Genomic DNA, 17204 nt, shown 5'->3' on the forward strand with positions numbered 1-17204 from the left:
GTTCGGGAGGTTACTTGATGCCGGAGAAGCCGATGGAGTTGACGATCTTCTTGCCGAAGGCGGCGAAGAGGATCAGGATGGGAAGGGCCGAAACCAGGACCGCGGCCATGAGGCCGGACCAGTCTGGGGCGCCTTGGGGGGACTGCGATTTGAAGACGCCCAGGCCTACCTGCAGGACGCGCACGTCATCCTGCGAACCGACCAGCAGCGGCCAGAAGTACTCGTTCCACTGGCCGATAAAGGTGAGCAGGGCCAGCGTGGCGAGCGGTGCCGCGGCGTTGGGGAGCACGATCTGGAAGAAGATGCGGAGGTGCTTGGCGCCGTCGAGCATGGCTGCCTCTTCGACCTCCCGGGACATGTTCAGGAAGAACTGGCGCAGGAAGAAGATGGCGAACGGCGTCATAAAGACGTATGGCAGGACCATGCCGAGCATCGTGTTGAGCAGGTCCAGGTTCTTGATCAGCAGGAAGTTCGGCAGGGCCGTGAAGATCGGCGGGACCAGCATCGTGCCCAGGAACAGGCCGAACACCACGTTCCGGCCCTTCCAGCGCAGCCGGGCAAAGGCGTACGCAGCCATCGCACTGAAGAACACGGCCCCGGCAGTGGTGATGGAGGAGAAGATGATGGAGTTCTTCAGGTACAGCCAGAAATCGATGGCGGCACCGGAACCGCCTTCTGCGACGGCGTCGGCCGGGCTCTGCAGCCCGAAAACCCGCATAAAGGCGCCGAAGGTGAATTCCGCGGGAAGCAGGCTGGCCGAATTGGAAGCCAGTGCCGAGTTCGTGGACAGCGCCGTGCGCAGCACCCAGAGGAACGGGACGACGGAGACGGCGATGGCCAGGGCAAGGAGGGCCCAGGCTCCCGCGCGGCGGGGGTTGAACGGACGACGGCGGCGGGTTGCGGCCTGCAGCGGTGCGCGGCTGGTGGTGGTGGTCATGCGGGGCTCCTAGTCCAGGTCCGACTCGTTGCCCTTGAGGAACTTCATCTGGATGAAGGCCACCAGGGCGAGGATGAGGAAGAGAATGACGGCGATGGCGGATCCGTAGCCGAAGTCCGACTCGGTGAAGGCGCGCTGGTAGATGTAGTACTGGATGACGCGGGTGGCGTTGACGGGCCCGCCGCCGGTGGTGACGGAGACGGTGTCGAAGACCTGGAAGGAGCCGATCACGGTGACAACAAGGACGAGGACCAGGACCGGCCGCAGCAGCGGAATGGTGATCTTGCGGAAGGTCTGGAACGGTGAAGCGCCGTCGAGTTTGGCTACCTCGTAGATGTGGCCCGGGATGGCCTGCATGCCGGCGAAGATGAGCAGGGCGGTGTAGCCCATGTGGCGCCAGGTGTTGATCAGGGCCTGGGTGGGGATGGCCCACTCCTCGCTTCCAAAGAATGCGACGCGGGGGAGGCCTGCCCATTCGATGAACTGGTTGACGACGCCGATCTGGTAGTCGAGCATCCAGAACCAGAGCAGTGCCGCGATGACGTTTGACATCATCCAGGGCAGCAGCAGGGCGCCGCGGATGAGGGTGGACTTCGCGACCTTGTGCATCAGGAGGGCCAGGCCAAGGGCCAGGGCGGTCTGGAGGACGATATTGAGGAAGACGTACTGGCCTGTGACGGCCAGGGAATTCCAGAACAGCGGGTCCTTGGCGATCGCCGAGTAGTTGTCCATCCCCACCCATGTCGGGTCTCCGAGGATGTTGTACTCCGTGAAACTCAGGTACACGCCGCGGATGGTTGGGACAACGTAGAAGAAGATGAACCCGATCATGGCCGGGGCGATGAAGAACAGGGCGATCTTGAGGTCGCCGAGCCGGCGGTAACCGCCGCGCGGCTTGGGGGCTCCCGGCTGGGGCGGGGCGGATCTCGCGTGTTTGGCAAGGGTGGTCATCGTCGACCCTTTCCTGACTGTGATGTGGATAACAACTGCTGAGAAATCTACACGAGTAGATCGGTGGTGGCAAGTGCTAATTTTCGAGCTTTATTCAAGGGGATTTATCCAGCGACTGGGGCATTGACTCGAGTAGATTCAGATGAAACACTGGGAATTCTGATGGACAGCGCTTGCCTGGCGCTCCTTCACAGCACCCACGGAAGGTAGACAATGACGTTTTCAATCGGCGTAGTAGGAGTCGGCCAGTTCGGCGGCCAGTTCGCGCACCTCTTCAATCTCCACCCCGGCGTCAGCGCCGTTTACGTAGTGGATGAGCTTCCGGAACGGGCGGCCGAGGCCGTGGACCGGTACCACCTGGCGGGGTCGAAGGCGAGCTTCGAAGACCTCCTTGCCTCCGACGTCGACGCCGTGGCCATCTTCACCCAACGCTGGACGCACGGTCCGCTGGTGGAGCAGGCGCTCCGCGCCGGCAAGCACGTCTACTCAGCCGTCCCCATGGCCATTTCCGAGGAGGAAATCGACCGGATTATCGGCGCTGTTCGCGAAACCGGCCTTGTCTACATGATGGGGGAGACCAGCTACTACAACCCGGCCACCGTCTATGCACGCAAGCAGCATGCGGCCGGCAGCTTCGGGCGGATCTTCTACAGCGAAGGGGACTACGTCCACGACATGGACCTGGGCTTCTACGATGCCTACCAGTACAGCGGCGGTGACCGCTGGAAGGAAACCGCCAGCTACCCGCCGATGCTGTACCCGACGCACGCGGTGGGCGGAGTCCTCGGTGCCGTCCCGGCCCATGCCGTCAGCGTCAGCTGCGTCGGAGTCAAGGATGACCGCAATGACGGCGTCTTCGACAAGGAGGTCAGTATGTTCGGCAACGACTTCTCCAACGCCACCGCACTTTTTGAACTCAACGACGGCGGCGTCATGCGCACCAACGAGATGCGCCGCGTGGGCTACCCCTCACACATCAGGGAGTCCCGGTTCCGGTTTTTCGGGACGGAGGCCAGCTTTGAACAGCTCGCAAACGTCTCGGTCTGGCAGGACAAGGAAGACGTCCATGACATTTCCGAGCAGCTGGAATCACGGCCCAGCATGTCCCTGGATGACCCGTCGCTGGCCAACGTTGCGCCGGAACTGAGGGATGCCTTCGTCTCTGGACTCTCGCCGGTCCATGACGCTGACCGGCTCCCGGAGGAGTTCCGCGGTGCACCGAACGGCCACGAGGGAAGCCACCACTTCTTGGTGGATGACTTCGTGACAGCGGTCAACACCGGCACCCTGCCGCCGGTCAACGCATGGGTTGCCTCGCGGTTCACGCTGCCCGGTATTGTGGCGCACCAGTCCGCCCTCCGCGGCGGCGAGCGGTTGCCCATCCGTGATTTCGGCGACGCTCCGGGGATCTGATAGCTAGCATGTACTCCATGACGACTCCCGTAGTGCAGGCCCCGCGCGGCCCGGTGACCCGCAAGGACGTTGCCCGGTACGCTGGCGTCAGCACCGCCGTCGTCAGCTATGTGGTCAACGGCGGGCCCAAGAAAGTGGCTCCCGCCACCGAAGCGAAGGTCCAGGACGCCATTCGCGTCCTGGGCTATCGCCCCAACGCGGCGGCGAGGGCCCTCAAGCTCGGATCCAGCGAGACGCTGGGGCTCATCGTGCCGGACAACTCGAACCCGTTCTTCTCGCTCCTGGCGCACGCAGTGGAGGACGCCGCCGCCGAGCGGGGCTACGCGCTGTTGCTGACCAACTCGGACGGCAACCTCGCCAAGGAACGCCGGAACGTCAGGAACCTGGCGGCGCGGCAGGTGGACGGTGTGCTGCTTGCCAGCGTCCTGTTCCAGCCGGACCTTGAAGACCTGGAGAGGGCCGACATCCCCTGGGTCCTGCTCAACAATGACAGCGAGGCGCCGCACATCAGCAGCATCGGTGTGGACCTAGCGACCGGGGCGCAGATTGCCGTGGAACATCTTCTGGGACATGGGCACACCAACATCGGCCTGGCCATGGGCACCAACGTGGGCAACGAGATCGATGGCCGCGAACTCGGCTGGCTGAAGGCACTGAAGGAGGCCGGTCTCCCGGAGGGGCCCATCGCGCGCAGTGACTTCACCCGTGAGGGCGGTTACGAAGCGGGAAAGCGGCTGCTGGCCTCCGCCAACCGGCCAACGGCCATCTTTTCGAGCTCAGACATGCAGGCAGTGGGCATTCTGCGCGCCCTCCATGAAGCGGGAGTCGCGGTGCCGGGAGACATTGCGCTGACCTCCTTCGACGGCTCGGCCGAAGCGGAGTACACGTGGCCGGGGCTGACCACCGTGGAACAGCCGGTCCGGGAAATGGCCGTGGCCGCCGTCGACGGCATCCTCGGCGCCCGGCGCAAGGCGGCACCGCAGCACCGGGTGTTTCCCACAACGCTGCGCATCCGCCAGTCCTGCGGCTGCCCCTGAAGCAGCTGTTGGTTCGCTAGCCCGCGATCCGGATCTTGCCCACGCGTTCGCCGAGGATGCGCTGGGCTTCGGGACCCAGCCCCGCGTCGCTGATGACTTCATCGGCCGCGTCCAACGGGGCGATGGTGCTGATGCCCAGGAGGCCCCACTTGGTGTGGTCGGCGAGGACCACGGTTTTCCGGGCGGCCGCGACGAACGCCCGGTCCGTCTCGGCCTCCAACAGGTTGGGGGTGGTGAAGCCGGCGTCGGCGTCCATGCCGTGCACGCCCAGGAACAGCACGTCCAGGTGCAGCTGCTTGAGTGCCGCCGTCGCGATGGGTCCCACCAAAGCGTCCGACGGCGTACGCTCGCCGCCGATCAGGATCACGGTGGACGCGAAGCGGGCCGAGCCGCCGGACGCGGCGTGGTGGAAGAGGTCCGCGATGCGCACGGAGTTGGTGACCACCGTGATCCGCGGGCCGTTGACCAGTTCCTTGGCAAGGGCCCAGGTGGTGGTCCCGGCGCTGAGTCCAACGGCCATGCCCTCCTGCACCAGGCCGGCGGCCTCCAGCGCAATGGCCCGCTTCTCCGCGGTCAGCTGGGTGGACTTGAGCTCGAAGCCGGGCTCATGCGTGCTGACATCCCCCGGGAGCTTGGCGCCGCCATGGATGCGCTCCAGCCGGCCGCCGTCCTCCAGCAGTTCGATGTCCCGGCGCACCGTCATCAGCGAAACACCAAGCTGCTGCGCCAAGTCGGACACGCGAACAACCCGCTCACGCTGGACAGCATCCACAATCGCCTGATGTCGTGCAGCGGGGAGCATCTAAAAGCCATCCTTAAAGCCGGGGGACAGAACTGCACCAAGCATACGGCGACGGCGCCGCCCACGAGGGTGAGCGGCGCCGTCGGCGAGGGGCGGGAGTTATCCGGAAGCGTGCGTCAGAGCGAGGTACGAGCAGCACGCGGAGGATGACTGCCGCTCCTCACCGACCCACGAAGCACCTACTTGCGGAGGGACGCCGCGATCTGGGCCATGACGGTGGGGTCGGCCAGGGTGGTGGCGTCGCCGGATTCGCGGCCTTCGGCGATGTCCTTGAGCAGGCGGCGGACGATTTTGCCGGAGCGGGTTTTGGGCAGTTCCGGGACCACCAGGATGGTTTTGGGCTTGGCGATGGGCCCGATTTCCTTGCCCACGTGGTTGCGGAGTTCCAGGATCGTGGCGTCGCCGGAGTCCACGGCGTCGCCGCGGAGGATGACGAACGCGACGACGGCCTGGCCGGTGGTCTCGTCCGCGGCCCCTACGACGGCGGCTTCGGCCACGGAGGGGTGGGACACGAGGGCGGATTCGATTTCGGTGGTGGAGAGCCGGTGCCCGGAGATGTTCATAACGTCATCCACGCGGCCCAGGAGCCAGACGTCGCCGTCCTCGTCCTTCTTGGCGCCGTCGCCGGCGAAGTACATGCCTTCGAAGCGGGACCAGTAGGTCTCCTTGAACCGCTCCGGGTCGCCCCAGATGCCGCGGAGCATGGCGGGCCAGGGCTCCCGGATCACCAGGAAGCCGCCGTGGCCGTCCGGCACGGATTCGCCCTGCTCATCGACGACGTCCACCGCGATGCCGGGGAGCGGGGTCTGGGCTGAGCCGGGCTTTGTGGCGGTGACGCCGGGCAGCGGGGCGATCATCTGGGCGCCGGTTTCGGTCTGCCACCACGTGTCCACGATGGGTGCTTTGTTGCCGCCGATGACGTCCCGGTACCACATCCAGGCTTCGGGGTTGATGGATTCGCCCACGGAGCCGAGGACCCGGAGGGAGGTCAGGTCGTACTTGTCGGGGATCTCCCGGCCCCACTTCATGAAGGTCCGGATGGCCGTGGGGGCGGTGTAGAGGATGGAGACCTTGTACTTCGCGATGATCTCCCACCAGCGGCCCTGGTGCGGGGAATCCGGGGTGCCTTCGTACATGACCTGGGTGGCGCCGTTGATGAGGGGCGCGTAGGCGACGTACGTGTGGCCGGTGACCCAGCCGACGTCGGCCGTGCACCAGAAGACATCCGTTGCGGGGTGCAGGTCGAACACGGCCTTGTGGGTGTAGGCGCCCTGGGTGAGGTAGCCGCCGGTGGTGTGCAGGATGCCCTTGGGCTTGCCCGTGGTGCCGGACGTGTACAGGATGAACAGCGGGTGCTCGGAGTCGTGTCCTACCGCCTTGTGCTCGGCGGAGGCCAGCTCCACGGTGTCCGCCCACCAGTGGTCCCGGCCTTCGTGCCAGTCCACGTTCTGGCCGTTGCGCTTGACCACCACAACGTTCTGGACCGTGTGCCCATTGGCGGAGAGGGCGTCGTCCACGGCGGTCTTCAGCGCGCTGGGCTTCCCGCGGCGGTAGGTGCCGTCCGCGGTGACCACGAGCTTGGCTTCGGCGTCCTCGATCCGGGAGCGCAGGGCGTCCGCGGAGAAGCCGCCGAACACCACGGAGTGCACGGCACCGATGCGGGCGCAGGCCAACAGCGTGATGACGGCTTCGGGGATCATGGGCAGGTAGACGGCCACCCGGTCACCCTTGCCAACGCCGAGGGACTCGAAGGCATTGGCGGCCTTCTTCACCTCTTCAGTGAGCTGGGCGTACGTGTAGGTGCGGGTGTCGCCGGGTTCGCCCTCGAAGTAGATGGCCACCCGGTCCCCGAGCCCGTTCTCCACGTGCCGATCCAGCGCGTTGTACGCGGCGTTGACTTCTCCGCCCACAAACCACTTGGCGAACGGCGGGTTGGACCAGTCCAGTGCCTGGTCGAAGTCTTTGCTCCAGGTGAGCAGTTCGCGGGCCTGCTTCGCCCAGAAAGCCGGGCGGCCGGCGTCGGCCTCTGCGTAATCAGCGGCGGTGACAACGGCGTCGGCAGCGAATTCGGGGCTGGGGGCAAAAGTACGGTTTTCGTGCAGCAGGTTTTCGATGGCGTCGCCCTGCTGGCCGTCCTGCAGGTTGTTTTGCACGGAAGCTGCGGGGGCGGTGGCCGTGGAGCCGGGAGTGTCCTGAGACATGGTGAACCTCATCATTCATCGGTCTTTTGAGCGGCTGCCGTTGCCGGCCGTCCTCCGCCGCTTTGCGCGGCATCAGGCAGCGGCCGATCACGGACATTCCGCAAAGAGCTGTTCCGGAATCAAGCCTAATACGCGCCGGGGCCGCGACGTGTTCGCTGTCACAAAGGCCCCCGCGAACGGCATTTATTTAGCGGTGAATGGTTAAAGGAGCCTGCCCGCTGGCGTCCCGCCGCTGCGGATCAGCTAGTGATCGGCCATGCGGTTGACTAGGCTGAGATTGAATTGTGACTTTCTATGGAGCTGTCGGATCCGGTGTATCACTGCCGGGCCTGGCCGTTTCCGCCGTTTCGGACGGCACAGTTTTGGGACGGAACCGTCCCGGTGCCGCCACGCTAAGGAGTACAGAATGAACCAGCAAAGCTTCGGCCAGAAATTTGGCCGCGCACCCGAGGCAGGGCCTGGCACCACACCGGGAGGCGGCTCAGCAAAGGGCATGCAGAAGCCGGCCGGCGCGAAGCCGGGCACCACCAACCAGGCCGTGCTGGGTCCGTTCACCCTGCGGGACCTGACAGTTTTCGCCGCCACCCTCATCCTGCTGGTCGCCTCGCTGCTGCCCATCTTCTTCGGCCGGTTTAACCTCTGGAACGCGGGCAGCCTGTTCTTCCTGGGCCTCGGCATTGTGTTGCCCATGATTGTCACGGCACTCTTTGCTGCCCGGCGGCTCGCTCCCGCCACGAAGGTCCGCATCGGCTCGCTGTCCATCGACCAGTTCGCGTCCGTGGTGGCTTCCTTTGCACTGGCGTTCTTCTTCGTTTCCACGGCCGCGGGCTATGTGCCCAGCCTGTTGGTGGGCCTGATAGGTTCCGTCGTGCTGTTCGCGGGGACCGTGCTGAGCCGGTTCATCCCGTACTTCGCCGGCGACTTCCTGGGGCGCGACGAAACCCCGGCCCACGTGATGGCGCGCGACTCGGCTATCCCGCTGCCCAAGCCGCACACGCCCAAGGAACCCAAGCCTGCGGCCGTGCCCGTTCCGGAGGCTGCCGCGCCTACCGCCACACCTGCAGCGGCAACCTCTGCGCGTGCCGCCGCCGCCGCTTCGGCCGGGGCCTTTTCCGCCGCCGCGCCCACCTCCTCTCCGGCTGCGTCAGCGGCCGTCTCTTCCGCCCCGGAGGTCAACGAGTGGACAGCTGCCGGCGACCCGAGCCCCGCAACCCAGGCGGCCGACGTCGTGCCTTCCCCTTCAGCGACGGGCACTTCTACGGCGCCCGCCGTTACGGAGACTTCTGCGGGTGACATCCCGACGGCGGCTGCGGCTGCCCCTGCGCCGACCGCTACGGCGTCCGCCGCCGCTGCCCCTGAAGCAGCAACCCACGACGCCGGCACAGGCGTCGCTGCCTCGGCTCGCCAGTCTGCCGCGGAACCTGCAGCGACGGCCGTGCATCAGCAGGTGCGCCGCGTGGAGCCCATCGGCGCCACCGTGGATCCGGCATCCAGGCCGGAAGAATCGTACGAAGAGCCGGCGCATGAGGCGTTCTGGTTTGCCGTGGCACAGCACCGGACCGCGGTGGACCCCCAGACCGGCGCCCCCGCCTTTGTGATTGAACCGGGCGGCTGGGTGCTGGCCCTGGAAGACCGGGGCCACGAATTCCTGGTCCAGCACACCGACGGACGAGTGGGCGTGCTGCGCGACCTCAGCAACATCGAGCGCGGCTAGCCGGCCCGTGGCCACGTCCCGTGGACCCGGATCCGGCCCGGCCCCAACAGTCCCGGAGTCTTTGCTGGCGTTGAAGCGCCGGGCGCGGCGGATCAACAAGGCCCTGGCGGAGAAGTATCCCTATGCCCACGCGGAGCTGGATTTTCGGAACCCGTTCGAGCTGGTCGTGGCCACCGTCCTGTCGGCCCAGACCACCGATGTGCTGGTCAACCAGGTCACCAAGATCCTGTTCGCGCGGTACCCGGACGCCCGGGCCATGTCAGAGGCCGATCCCGCCGAGCTGGAAGCGATCCTGCAGCCCACCGGCTTTTTCCGGGCCAAAACGAAGAGCGTGCTGGCCCTGAGCACCCGGTTGGTTGACGAGTACGACGGCGTGGTCCCCGGCCGTCTGGAAGACCTGGTGACGCTGCCGGGAGTGGGGCGTAAGACTGCCAACGTGGTGCTCGGCAATGCCTTCGGCGTCCCCGGGATCACTGTGGATACCCACTTCGGCCGGCTCGCACGGCGCTTCGGCTGGACCACGTCCGAGGACCCGGTACAGGTCGAATTCGACGTCGCTGAACTGTTTGAGCCCAAGGACTGGACCATGCTCTCGCACCGTGTGGTGTTCCACGGGCGGCGGGTGTGCCACTCACGGAAGCCAGCCTGCGGCGCGTGTCCGGTGGCGAACTGGTGCCCCAGCTACGGGTTGGGCGAGACCGATCCCGTCAAAGCCGCCAAGCTCCTTAAATACGAGCTGGCGCCCGGGAGCGAGAGCCTCCTGGAACGGTTGCTGGCCGAGACGCACCGCGCCGCTGAAATCCGGATGGAATCGCAGAGGCGGCTCCCGTGAGCGCACGCCAGGACCTGATCGACCTGGTGCGCAGATCGGACAGCGGCGACGTCACCGCGCCGAACACTGCCTGGGCGGCACTGACCGTGGACGAAACCATAGCCCGCAAGGCGGCAGTCCTGATGCTTTTCGGTGTGCTGGACGACGTTCCAGCGGCCTCCGGCAAACCCCTGGCCGCGGCGGATCTTGATGTCCTGCTGCTGGAACGCGCGCACACCCTGGATTCCCACCCCGGCCAGGTCGCCTTTCCCGGCGGTTCCATCGACGAGGACGAAACCCCGGTTGCCGCAGCCCTTCGGGAAGCCGAGGAGGAGACCGGACTGGCCTCCGCCGGTGTGGAGGTCCTGGGCGTGCTGCAGGAGCTTGGGCTGGCGCGCAGCAACTTCCTGGTGACGCCGGTGCTCGGATGGTGGGCGTCGCCGTCGCCGGTGCACGTGGTGGACTACGCCGAATCCGCCCAGGTTTTCCGGATCCCCGTCCGCGACCTGCTGGACCCGGCCAACCGTGTGACAGCCACGGTCAGCCGCGATGGCAGGACCTTCAGCAGCCCCGCCTTCACCGTCAGCGGCGTGCTGGTCTGGGGCTTCACCGGGATCATTCTGGATGGACTCTTTGAGCAGCTGGGCTGGGCCGTGCCGTGGGACCGGACCCGGCTCCACGAGGTGGTCTTTTAGCCTCGGTGCGGTCCGTAGGGTGCGTGTGGCCCGGCGGGACTGAACCCGCCGGGTGTGCACCATGTGTGCGCCGGCTTAGCTCGCGCACACCGGCTTAGCTGGCGATCGGCTGCTGTCTAAGATCAACAACAATGCCGGTGGCCGCGTTTTCACGCAGGGCATTGATGCCGTCCTTCAAAGCACCGAGATGCTTGAAGTCGGGCGAAACTGCCACGATATTCCCGTTTGAGTCGGTGAGCCTCAGCCGATAGCACTCGTCACTTACGCGATGTATTTCAAACCTGCCCGCCATATGCCGGACCTCCCCTGATATGCGTCTTTGCATGAATAGCTGGACCGTCTGCTTCAGTCCTGCACTGATGTAACCATGGTCACAGCGCTTCGACCAGCTACTCACGGGTAGGTTTCTTCCGGCTAACCGAATTTGCTATTTTGCGTTGTCGTAGGAGTCCACTACGGCCACGCTGACCGGAAATTCCACCGGAATGGGCCCGAAGAGCAGTTCCTTCGCGGCGGCGGCAGCTTCCTCGATGGCCCGGATGCAGGCCTGGACGCCGGCCTCGGGGGCGTGGACCATCACCTCGTCATGCAGGAAGAACACCAGTTCCGCCTGAACGGAACCGTCGGCACGCAAGGCCCGCAGCCGTCGTCGTAATTCCGCCAGCCAGCACGCCGCCCAGTCAGCGGCGGATCCCTGAACCACAAAGTTGCGGGTGAAGCGGCCGCGGGAACGGGCAATGGATTCCGCGCGGCGTTGCTCCTCGGCAGTGGCCGACTGCTGGCTCCGGTACCACCCTTCCGACGGGGGCGGGCTGCTCCGGCCAAGCCGGGTGGTCACGGTGCCGCCGGCCTCGCCGTCGCGCGCCGCCTGCTCCACGAAGCCGACGGCGCGGGGGTAGGTCCGTGCCAGCTGCGGCATCAGGCGCCCCGATTCGCCCGTGGTGGCGCCATAAATGGCGCCGAGGAGGGCGACCTTCGCTTTCGCGCGATCGCCGCCGAAACCCTGGGCGGCGATGCCGGCGTACAGGTCCTTGTCGCGCGCTGCTTCCGCCATTTTGGAGTCCTGCGCCAGCGCCACCAGCACACGGGGTTCCAGCTGGGAGGCGTCCGCGACGATGAGCTTGTGGCCGGGATCCGCATGGACGGCGCCGCGGATCTGCCGCGGGATCTGCAGGGCCCCGCCGCCCCGCGAGGCCCAGCGGCCGGACACCACACCGCCCACAACATACTCGGGCCGGAAGCGGCCCTTGGCTACCCATGCGTCCAGCCAGGCCCAGCCGTTGGCCGTGTGCAGGCGGGACAGTTTCTTGTAGGCGAGGAGCGGTTCGATGGCGGGGTGGCTGGACTCCATCAGCTCCCACTGCCGCGTGCTTTTCACCTCGATGCCGTTGCGGTGCAGGGCGCGCATCAGTTCCTGCGGCGAGTCCGGGTTCAGTCCGGGCGAGTTGAGCAGCCCCCGCAGTTCGGTGTTCAGGGCCTCCAGCTTCGCGGGGCGGTGACCGGACGGCGGGCGCGGCCCGAGGTGGCCGGCCAGGATCTGCTCGTGCAGGTCCTCGCGCCAAGGGACGCCGGTGTGCTGCATCTCCGCGGCGATCATTGCGCCGGCGGACTCGGCGGCCAGCAGCAGCTGGAGCCGTTTCCGCTTGTTTTCTTCCGGTGCAGCATCGGCCATGGCAGCCTGCTGGGCGGCGTATTCTGCGCGGAGCTCTGCCAGGCCTTGCCGTGGGGCGCGGTGGCGGACATCGTCAAAGAGGGCGCCCTGATCCGCCGGCGGGGGCGGCGGCTGGAGGGCGCGGGGCGTTTCCTGGGGATCGTCCAACGATTCCTTGTCGGCGTTTTTCGCGTACTCCGTGTGGGCGGTGAACTGCGAATACACCAGGATATTGCCGCACAAACCGAGGTCATAGCAGCGCTCCAGTTCCACGCCGGCCGCCAGCAGGGCGGGGTACCAGTCCTGCGTCCGGTTCCAGATCCAGCGGGGCGGCGCCTCGCGGGGCCGGTTCTCCAGCTGGCGTACGACGCCGGCCAGCTCGCTTGCGCTGATGAGGCGAGGTTCGGGGCGGTCGGGGTGGGGATCGCCCGCCTGGGTGATCTGCTGGAGGGCTGCGCCGTGGGCGTGGGCGGCGAGCAGCAGATACATAGGTCCAATTCTGCCCTGTGGCGGGGACATTCATGCCCCAATCCCATGCCGTCAATATGTGTTGACGCCCTTCCATTCGTCAACTAAAGTTGACGAATGGAAGTAGGACGGATGAAAACGCTGGTCGCATCAATGGACGGGAAAGGCCCTGCTGAAGCGCTGTACGCGGTGGCGGAACTGCAGAAGGAGGTCGGCCGCGCCGAAGCGGCCCTGGTCCGCAAGGCGAGGCAGACCGGTCTGTCTTGGGAGGCCATTGCCCTGTGCCTGGGGGTCAGCAAGCAGGCCGTCCACCGCAAATACGGTAAGCAGTAACCGGTCCGACCGTTCGGCCCGTCTTTCTGTCCGGCCTTCCGGCCGCGTTGGGGAGTTGTCCACATACGGTGGCATGGCACTGTTTCTCCCCCTTGAGTTCGGTGGAGAGTTGCTGCATGAGCAGGCACCAGCTATCGCCACCCCCTTCCGAGCGGCCTTCCGCCCAGTTGTCCCGTGCCCGGCCCTCCCCTCCCCAAGGACCTGAATCCGGTGGTTCCCAGGCCCGTGCGTCTGCCTCGGGGCGGGCTGCTGGAGCCTGGCTTCCGGACCCCGCTGGTGCCGAGGTTCTCCTGGTCACCGGCTACGACTTTCTGCAGGGCGAAGTGGAGCGGATTGTGGCTGCCGCCGGCGGCCAGCTGCGGGTGGTGGCGGACGTGGCTGATGCCGCCAAGTACTGGGACGCCGCGGCCGCAGTATTGGTGGGGAGCGATGTCCGCGAGCTGCCGCCGCGGCGTCGGGCCCCTGCCGTGTTGGTGGGCCTGAACGGGGAGGGGGACAGTCTCTGGCACCTGGCCACAGCCCTTGGAGCGGAGCGGGTGGCGGTGCTTCCGGATGCCGCGGCCTGGCTGGCAGAGTACCTGAGCCGGTCGCGGTCACCCGAAGCGGGAGGGCTCGTCCTCGGGATAACAGGGGGCTGCGGCGGTGCCGGTGCCACCACCGCGGCAATCTGGATCGCCCAGGCGGCAGCCGGGCTGGGTGTGCGCGTGTTGCTGGTTGATGGCGACCCGTGGGGTGGTGGCCTGGAACTGGCACTGGCGGCTGAGGAGACGCCGGGTCTGCGCTGGCCTGACCTGTCCGACGCGAGCGGAAGCATCGATCCCGAGCAGCTGGCCGACTCACTGCCGGTCGCCGGCGGGTTTTCCTTCCTGTCCTGGCCCGGCAGCCGCGACCGCCAGGCACCGGTGGATGCCGCCACCACAGGTGGCGTACTGGATGCGGCCCGGCGGGGCTATGAACTGGTGGTGGTGGACATCGGCCGGGGCGCCGAACCCGTGCGCATGTTTGCCTGGGACTGCGACCGCATCCTCGTGGTTGTGCCGGCGCAGCTGAAGGCCGCGGTAGCCACGGCCCGGCTGCTGCACGAACTTCCGCCGGTCGAGGCGGCCCTCCTGGTCCGGGGCAAGGCCGGTGCCGCGCTGGACGCCGGACTGATTGCGGACGCCGTCGGGCTGCCGGTCCAAGGCCGGGTTCCGGAGCTGCGCGGCGTTACGGCTGCCGGGGAAAACGGCAGGCTCCTTGACGTAGGCAAACGACGGAGTGTCAGGCATTTCGCCGCCTCAGTGCTCGATCTGCTGGACGGCGACATCCCTGTCGGAGACCTGCCGTGAGCGCGCAGCGGCCCGTCCCGCCCCCGCCCCCGTCGCCCCAGGACCAGCGGACGGGGGCACGCCGTCGGCAGGCCCGCGTCCTGGATCCGCGCTTTCTGGATTCGGCGCTGTTGGAAACGGTCCGTGAGTCAGTCATGGCCGACGCCGGACCTGTCACCCCGTCCAGGGTCGCCGCCGCCGTCCAGGCCACCGGGCGGTTGCTGGGGACCGCCGGCTCCCTCGCTGCCGTGGAACGGATCAGCGCCGAGCTGAACGGGCTTGGCCCGCTCCAGGAACTGACTCGGGACGTGCACGTCACCGACATCTTCGTCAACGCCCCGGACTCGGTCTGGATCGACCGTGGTCAGGGCCTCGAACCGGCAGGGGTTTCGTTTTCCGGCGAGGCACAGGTGCGGGCCTTGGCATCGCGGCTTGTGGCCGCCGGCGGCAGGCGGCTGGACGACGGGTCCCCGTGCGTTGATGTCAGGCTTGAGGGCGGATACCGCGTCCACGCAGTCCTGCCGCCGATTTCCACCGCCGGCACCTTGTTGAGCGTCCGGATCCGGCGGGAGCAGGTCTTCTCCATGGACGAACTCCGTGCCGGCGGCATGTTCGGCAGCACCGTCCAGGAGGTCCTTGAACGGGTTGTTGAGCAGCGGCTGAGTTTCCTGATCAGCGGGGCCACGGGTTCCGGAAAGACCACGCTGCTGTCCACCCTGCTGGGGCTGTGCTCCCCGGCGGAACGGCTGGTCCTGATCGAGGATGCGTCCGAACTGAATCCCGTCCATCCGCACATTGTGTCGCTCGAGTCCCGTCACGGAAACCTCGAAGGCGGCGGCGAGGTGGACCTCGGCGAACTCGTCCGGCAGGCACTGCGGATGCGGCCGGACCGGCTGGTGGTGGGGGAATGCCGTGGTGCCGAGGTGCGGGAACTCCTGACCGCCATGAACACAGGCCACACCGGTGGGGGAGGGACCATCCATGCGAACGCTGCCACCGCTGTCCCGGCCCGCCTGACAGCTTTGGGAGCTCTGGCAGGCATGGGCCAGGACGCGGTCCGGCTGCAGGCAGCCAGCGCCTTGGACGTTGTGGTCCACGTGGAGCGGTCCGGCCACGGCCGGCACGTGGCCTGCGTCGGCGTGGTGCAGGACGGTCCCGGCGGACTGACCGTGGTTCCGGCGTTGGAGACCAGGCGAGGCCAGCTCTGTACCGGTCCTGCCTGGGAAGCGCTGAGCTTGCGGCTGGAGCTGTCCCTCGAGGCGGGTGCCGCCGCATGACACTTGTTCTGGCCGTGGTCCTCGTGCTGGCGGTCGTGCTGCTCTTCAGCCCGCCCGGCGGTGCCACAGGCCGTTTCCGGCGGGCCGTGGGGAGTGCAGGACCAGGCTTCGCCTCTCGGGTTTACGGCGGGGCTGGTGGCAGCAGGACGGGCGGCTCGTGGCGCAAGTTGCTCCGTGCCGGACCGGAACGGAATGACCTGTCACTGACCCTTGTGGTGCAGCAGCTTGCTGCGCTGCTGAAGGGCGGCCGCACTCCGGCACGGCTATGGGATGAACTGTGGCTGGTCCACGGTCTCCGTCCGGAGCCAGGAACCGCAAAAGCGGGCGCAGGTTCACGCGCATCGCAGGACCTTGGCGGAAGGGCGGAACCAATCCGCGGGTCAGCGGCCGGGCGCAGCGGTCCGAGCCTCAGCACAGGCTCCCTGGTGATGCTTGGCGCCGTCCGGGCAGCAGCGTTCCGGGGCGCACCCGTGTCTGAGGCGATCCGGAAGACCGCGCTGGCGGAGTATTCGCGCGCCGACGGCAGGGAGTTACGGATCTGGTGCGAGCTGGCCGCCTGCTTTGATATTGCCGAAGCCAGCGGCTGTCCTCTGGCCGATGTCCTGGCGCGCTTTGCGGCACAGCTGGAGGTGGAAGACGACGCAGAGGCCGCGCGGCAGACAGCACTCGCCGGGCCGAAGGCCACGGTCGGTCTCCTGACGTGGCTCCCGCTGATGGGACTGGGCCTGGGAATAGCGTTGGGGGTGGATCCCCTGGCCATCCTGATCGGGACGCCGCTGGGACTGGCGGCCCTCGCCGCGGGTGTGGGCCTCACCATCGCCGGAAGAATCTGGTCCGCCCGCCTGGTCGGTGCTGCCGCCGGGGCCGGTGTGCCATGACGGACATTCTTGTGCCGGGGCTTGCCTTGGCCGTTGTTCTGGCTGCTGCCGCCTGCCTTGCCCTTTCGCAGCCAAGCCGGGTCCGAAAGCGACTGCTCAGACTGCGAGGGGACGTGGGCGCCGGGCCGCATGGGGCCGCTGAAGCACTCACTCAAGGCGGCCGCCTTCACGGATTGCGTGACACGGCCATGATGCTTGAGCTCGTGGCCGCGATGCTGGACGCGGGGTCTGGCATTGGCCGGTCCCTGGAACTCGTCGCGGCCTCGGCCTCCGCGGACTACGGCAAGGCGCTGCGTCCGGTGGTGTCTGCGCTCGCCATCGGAGCCGACTGGGAGACAGCCTGGCGCAGTTCCGAAGTCCGTCTTCCTGAAATCCTGGAATTGCGTGACGCACTGGGATTCGCCGCCCTGACCGGAGCGCCGTCGTCGGCCATCCTTTACGCACAGGCCGCGAGGTTGCGCCGGGAAAGATTCCGCGCTGCGGAGAAACGGGCGGCCTCGCTCGGCGTGAAGCTGGTCATTCCGCTGGGCCTGTGCTCGCTCCCGGCCTTCATCTGCCTGGGCGTAGTCCCGGTCCTGCTGGCACTGGTGCCGTCCGGGTCCTGACCGCGGGATTTGAGCTACGGTCCATTCCTCCACACCCCGTCCCGTCCTCCACAATCCGCTCAAAGCGGCGCTTATCCACTTACGGGATGTTTGCACTTACCGAGATCTGCGGAGCCGGGAAGAG

16 protein-coding genes are annotated in these 17204 nt (G+C 67.1%); 10 read left to right on the plus strand and 6 right to left on the minus strand.

Annotated elements, in window-relative coordinates; genetic code table 11:
* Positions 1-10: 10 nt before the first annotated feature.
* Together MUN23_RS12780 and MUN23_RS12785 are read right to left on the minus strand one after the other, a co-directional pair.
* Positions 11-937: a carbohydrate ABC transporter permease gene (locus MUN23_RS12780; RefSeq protein ID WP_248758691.1), complete on the minus strand. Its 927-nt coding sequence runs from the start codon at positions 935-937 to the stop codon at positions 11-13.
* 9 nt (positions 938-946) lie between these two features.
* The gene (locus MUN23_RS12785) at positions 947-1888 is read right to left on the minus strand and encodes a carbohydrate ABC transporter permease (RefSeq protein ID WP_248758693.1); all 942 of its coding nucleotides are present in this window, start codon (positions 1886-1888) and stop codon (positions 947-949) included.
* A gap of 213 nt (positions 1889-2101) precedes the next feature.
* Here MUN23_RS12785 and MUN23_RS12790 point away from each other — a divergent pair, with 213 nt between their 5' ends.
* Both MUN23_RS12790 and MUN23_RS12795 read left to right on the plus strand, forming a co-directional pair.
* On the plus strand, positions 2102-3301 hold the full coding sequence (locus MUN23_RS12790) for a Gfo/Idh/MocA family protein (protein ID WP_248758695.1): 1200 nt from the start codon (positions 2102-2104) through the stop codon (positions 3299-3301).
* 17 nt (positions 3302-3318) lie between these two features.
* A complete protein-coding gene (locus MUN23_RS12795; RefSeq protein ID WP_248758697.1) occupies positions 3319-4338 on the plus strand; it encodes a LacI family DNA-binding transcriptional regulator in 1020 nt (339 codons plus the stop codon).
* Positions 4339-4354: 16 nt separating this feature from the next.
* On the opposite strand, the gene MUN23_RS12800 is transcribed toward MUN23_RS12795, so the two are convergent.
* Positions 4355-5140, minus strand: a complete 786-nt coding sequence (locus MUN23_RS12800; protein ID WP_248758699.1) for a DeoR/GlpR family DNA-binding transcription regulator — start codon at positions 5138-5140, stop codon at positions 4355-4357.
* Positions 5141-5319: 179 nt separating this feature from the next.
* Positions 5320-7341 (minus strand): acetate--CoA ligase, encoded by a 2022-nt coding sequence (gene acs / locus MUN23_RS12805; protein WP_248758701.1) that lies wholly within the window; start codon positions 7339-7341, stop codon positions 5320-5322.
* Between the two features lie 406 nt (positions 7342-7747).
* Here acs and MUN23_RS12810 point away from each other — a divergent pair, with 406 nt between their 5' ends.
* The 3 genes from MUN23_RS12810 to MUN23_RS12820 are packed head-to-tail and all read left to right on the plus strand — an operon-like array spanning position 7748 to position 10561.
* On the plus strand, positions 7748-9055 hold the full coding sequence (locus tag MUN23_RS12810; RefSeq protein WP_248758703.1) for a hypothetical protein: 1308 nt from the start codon (positions 7748-7750) through the stop codon (positions 9053-9055).
* 7 nt (positions 9056-9062) lie between these two features.
* Positions 9063-9887: an endonuclease III gene (nth, locus tag MUN23_RS12815; protein ID WP_248758706.1), complete on the plus strand. Its 825-nt coding sequence runs from the start codon at positions 9063-9065 to the stop codon at positions 9885-9887.
* On the plus strand, positions 9884-10561 hold the full coding sequence (locus MUN23_RS12820) for a CoA pyrophosphatase (RefSeq protein ID WP_248758707.1): 678 nt from the start codon (positions 9884-9886) through the stop codon (positions 10559-10561). Before nth ends, MUN23_RS12820 begins: the two co-directional genes overlap by 4 nt.
* 94 nt (positions 10562-10655) lie before the next feature.
* On the opposite strand, the gene MUN23_RS12825 is transcribed toward MUN23_RS12820, so the two are convergent.
* Positions 10656-10958 (minus strand): YegP family protein, encoded by a 303-nt coding sequence (locus MUN23_RS12825; RefSeq protein WP_371875903.1) that lies wholly within the window; start codon positions 10956-10958, stop codon positions 10656-10658.
* A 30-nt stretch (positions 10959-10988) separates the two neighbouring features.
* Positions 10989-12701 carry a bifunctional 3'-5' exonuclease/DNA polymerase gene (locus MUN23_RS12830; RefSeq protein WP_248758708.1) on the minus strand — a complete coding sequence of 571 codons (1713 nt, stop codon included), beginning with the start codon at positions 12699-12701 and terminating at the stop codon, positions 10989-10991.
* Positions 12702-12797: 96 nt separating this feature from the next.
* On the opposite strand from MUN23_RS12830, the gene MUN23_RS12835 reads away from it, so the two are divergent.
* The 5 genes from MUN23_RS12835 to MUN23_RS12855 all read left to right on the plus strand — a co-directional run bounded on the left by MUN23_RS12835 (position 12798) and on the right by MUN23_RS12855 (position 17080).
* On the plus strand, positions 12798-13013 hold the full coding sequence (locus MUN23_RS12835) for an AsnC family protein (protein ID WP_248758709.1): 216 nt from the start codon (positions 12798-12800) through the stop codon (positions 13011-13013).
* Between the two features lie 116 nt (positions 13014-13129).
* Entirely contained in the window at positions 13130-14341 is a 1212-nt protein-coding gene (gene ssd, locus MUN23_RS12840; RefSeq protein ID WP_248758710.1) for a septum site-determining protein Ssd, read from the plus strand.
* The gene (locus MUN23_RS12845; protein ID WP_371875904.1) at positions 14338-15597 is read left to right on the plus strand and encodes a TadA family conjugal transfer-associated ATPase; all 1260 of its coding nucleotides are present in this window, start codon (positions 14338-14340) and stop codon (positions 15595-15597) included. The genes ssd and MUN23_RS12845 overlap by 4 nt, the downstream gene beginning before the upstream one ends.
* Positions 15594-16475 carry a type II secretion system F family protein gene (locus tag MUN23_RS12850; RefSeq protein WP_248758711.1) on the plus strand — a complete coding sequence of 294 codons (882 nt, stop codon included), beginning with the start codon at positions 15594-15596 and terminating at the stop codon, positions 16473-16475. Before MUN23_RS12845 ends, MUN23_RS12850 begins: the two co-directional genes overlap by 4 nt.
* Positions 16472-17080: a type II secretion system F family protein gene (locus tag MUN23_RS12855; RefSeq protein WP_248758712.1), complete on the plus strand. Its 609-nt coding sequence runs from the start codon at positions 16472-16474 to the stop codon at positions 17078-17080. Before MUN23_RS12850 ends, MUN23_RS12855 begins: the two co-directional genes overlap by 4 nt.
* The last annotated feature ends 124 nt before the right edge of the window (positions 17081-17204 follow it).

The sequence above is a fragment of the Pseudarthrobacter sp. SSS035 genome (assembly GCF_023273875.1).
In the GTDB taxonomy this organism is placed as follows: domain Bacteria; phylum Actinomycetota; class Actinomycetes; order Actinomycetales; family Micrococcaceae; genus Arthrobacter.